Origin of the sequence: Frankia sp. AgKG'84/4 (assembly GCF_023242965.2) — a bacterium.
Lineage (GTDB): Bacteria > Actinomycetota > Actinomycetes > Frankiales > Frankiaceae > Frankia.
Window position 1 is genome coordinate 1 of the sequence record NZ_JALKFU020000608.1, and the last position, 3067, is coordinate 3067.

A 3067-nucleotide genomic window follows, 5' to 3' on the forward strand; every position below is an offset into this window, starting at 1 on the left:
GGCCAGGGCCGCGGTCCGGGCGGGCAGGATGGCGGCGGGCGTGGTGGCCGGGCCGGCTCGGGAGGCGGCCGTGATGGCGCGGGGGGCAACCGCGGCGGCTCCGGTGGCAACCGCGGCGGCTCCGGACAGGGCGGTGCGGGACGCGGTGGTGCCGGACGCGGTGGTGCCGGACGCGGTGCGCCCGATGGCGCGATTGCTGATGCGCTGCGTCGCGCCGGGCTCGTCACCGGAGACCAGGTCTCCCTCGACGGCCCCGGCACCAACCGCGGTTCCGGCTCCAAGAACGGTGGTCGGCGCCGCGGCTGAGCACGGCCCCGCGACCAGAGCCGGTCCTAACCCCTGGACCGGCCCCGATCCCGTGACGCTTGGGTTGGGACGGACCGTCCGTCCCAACCCAAGCGTCATCCGCGCGGCCTCCGGCGATGCTGGTGGGCGCGTCCGTGCTACTGACTGGTCGGCAGCGCGATGTCGAAGACCTGGTTGTTCGCCGGGAACGAGCCGCGCAGGGCGGCCTGCCCGGTCAACGGGTTGACCTCGTAGAGGCGGTACGACCTGCCGACGAGCAGGGCGGCGAAGCCACGGTTACCCACCGCTCGCCCACCCGAACGCTCGGTGTAGATGTCGTAGCCGGCCGACGGGCCGACCGGTACGGGTAGCGTGCCGGTGAGGGCGAGCGCCCCGAGGTTCGCCGGTGACTGGACGGCCACCTGCGACCGGGTCGTGTCGATGTCGAACAGCGTGGAGCCGGTCGTCGGGTCAAGGTCGTTGTTGGTGTAGGCGGCACCGGACAGGCCGGTCGCGAGGGCCGGCAGCGGCGGGTAGGTCAGCGGCGAGTCGATCACGGTGGTGCCGGGTCGCGGCGTCCCCGTCGGGTCGTCGATGTTGTGTCGCAGGTTCTCCCCGGCGTTGCTGATGATGCGCAGCCGGTTCGCGGCCGGGTTGAAGTCGACGCCGAAGGCCGTCCCGACCAGCGGCGCGGTGAGGTGCGACACCAGCGTGGCGACCGCGTTCGACGTGTTGATCACATAGATGCCGCCAAGGTTGCCGACGCCGTACAGCCGGTTGTTCTGTACCCGGAAGTCGATGCCGATCAGGGCCGTGTCGCCGCCGACGAGCCCCGTGATCGTGCCGACCGGAATGATCCAGGTCGGCGCGTCGACGTCGAACCGCACCAACCGGCCCGTGGTCGTCAGACCATAGGCCCTGTAATCGTCGAACAGGGACAACTGGGCCTTCGGCGCGTCCGTCCCGGTGGCCGACGGGGACGCGCTCGCTGCCCCCGCGAGCCCTGGTACCGCGGCGACCAGCCCGGCCGCCAGGGCCGCCGTCAGGGCCGCCGAACTCACTGCGGATAGCCTTCTACGCACGTACGTCTCCCTCCACAGGAACGTCTGACCGGCGGCGCCGCTATCCATGTCACCCCACGTGACCGCCACCTGGCGGAAGTAGACGCGCCGGGCCGGTCGACTTCAACGACGCACGGTGACGGCGGGTCTGCCGCCATACCCGGATGCGCCCACCGCCACCGGCCACGCCACGGATAACCGACGCAGCGGCGCCACCCGGACTGCGCCCCCATACGGCGCAGGCCGATCCGCCGGCCATCCCGCCCGGCCACGAGCGCGCGCCGGCCTGCTAGCCCTGCCAGCCCGTAGAACCTTCGCGCCGATCGCCCCGAGCTGTCCCGAGCCGAGTGCGCGAGGTCCGGCGTGAGGCTCGATGTCTCCGTCAGCGTCGGCGAGCACCGCTCGCGCGAGGCGGCAGGCTCCCAACTCGGGCCGGCGCCGAGGACCATGCCCCCCGGGTACGATCGGCCTGCAGGGCCGTTAGCTCAATTGGCAGAGCAGCCGGCTTTTAACCGGCGGGTTCAGGGTTCGAGTCCCTGACGGCCCACCCCTGCACAGGACCATGACCTGCATGGTTGGCATGTCCTACCTACCCGGTTCGGGGCCGTTGATCGCCGTGGCCCCCATGTGGCCCCACGGGTGTCGCATCGTGCGCCGCGGTACCGCGTTCACGATCTTCTCCGCTGCCGCCTGACCGGTCGGCCGCAGCAGGTGTGCATACAGCCGGCCGGTGATCGCGGACGAGGAGTGGCCCAGGCGCTCGGAGACCAGGGTGATGTCGATGCCCTCAGCGAGGTTCAGTACCGCAGCGGCGGGTCCAGCCGATCACGGTCACTCACCGATCTACTCGCGATCACGGGGGAGCATCCAGGTGCCTTGCGGCGGGCGATGTCCAACGAGCAGTGCGCGGGCATCCCGGTTGTGGACGGGATGGTTGGCTGTTTCCGCGTGGGCGATCCGTGCTTCGAGGTCGGCCCTGGTCAGGGGCGGGATGGCGAGTGGAGCCTCCTGCTCGGGCCAGGCATCCACGACGTCGCCCTGGTCGAGGCCTGCACGGCCACGGCGTCATCGTGACCGACGAGCGGCTGGCGGAGCGGCATCGCCCAGGAACATATGATCTTTGGGGGTCCGATGTCGGTATGCAAGGGGCCGGCGCCGTGAACCCACCATCTCGAGGTGGGCTCGTGCTGAAGCTGGCCGGGACAGCCATACTCGGTGTCCTGACCGCATGTAGCGGCGATGCACAGGTGAGGTCGACCGCCACGGCGACTCCGCAGGCCGACCCATCGGGAGCCCGGCTCGAAAATTTTGCGGCCGTCAGAATCTCCTCCGATGCCGGGGATCTCGCCGTCCAGTCGAGGACGAACGCTGCCGGTCAGCCTATGTACTTGGCGCATTTCAGCACCACACCGAACGGAGCCCGGGCATTACGCGCGGCACATGGGCTTGGTGGTGCTCTCCTGCGCCCGGCGGGTATCGATGCGGTGTCCCGTGCCCGGCTCGCGATCGAGGGAGAATCGGTGCAGACACCGTTCGGCTGCCGGGCCATCAGCCCACAGGATCCCCAGGTTCAACGTGAGGTCTTCATCATCATTCCCACAGCGACCACGGCGGTCGTTCATCTGCCTTCTTTCCGGATGCCTCGTGTCCATGGCCATGAAAAAGTCCTCGTTGTTGGCCAGGTAGAGGTCCCCGCTGGTGGCCAGGTGGGAGTCCCCGCT

Annotated in this window: 3 protein-coding genes, 1 tRNA gene and 1 pseudogene; 4 read left to right on the top strand and 1 reads right to left on the bottom strand. The window is 70.0% G+C overall.

Going from position 1 to position 3067, the window contains the following annotated elements; genetic code table 11:
* A pseudogene (locus tag MXD58_RS23895) lies at window positions 1–306 on the top strand (RNA-binding transcriptional accessory protein); the annotation flags it as partial.
* Window positions 307–443: 137 nt separating this feature from the next.
* Here the strand turns inward: MXD58_RS23895 and MXD58_RS23900 are convergent.
* On the bottom strand, window positions 444–1367 hold the full coding sequence (locus tag MXD58_RS23900) for a DUF4394 domain-containing protein (protein WP_248838825.1): 924 nt from the start codon (window positions 1365–1367) through the stop codon (window positions 444–446).
* Window positions 1368–1820: 453 nt separating this feature from the next.
* Between MXD58_RS23900 and MXD58_RS23905 the strand changes: the two genes are divergently transcribed.
* The 3 genes from MXD58_RS23905 to MXD58_RS23915 all read left to right on the top strand — a co-directional run.
* Window positions 1821–1893: transfer RNA gene (locus tag MXD58_RS23905), tRNA-Lys, on the top strand.
* A 200-nt stretch (window positions 1894–2093) separates the two neighbouring features.
* The gene (locus MXD58_RS23910) at window positions 2094–2420 is read left to right on the top strand and encodes a hypothetical protein (protein ID WP_248838826.1); all 327 of its coding nucleotides are present in this window, start codon (window positions 2094–2096) and stop codon (window positions 2418–2420) included.
* 110 nt (window positions 2421–2530) lie between these two features.
* Window positions 2531–3067 (top strand): hypothetical protein (locus tag MXD58_RS23915; protein ID WP_248838827.1); only part of this gene is annotated, 537 nt, incomplete at its 3' end.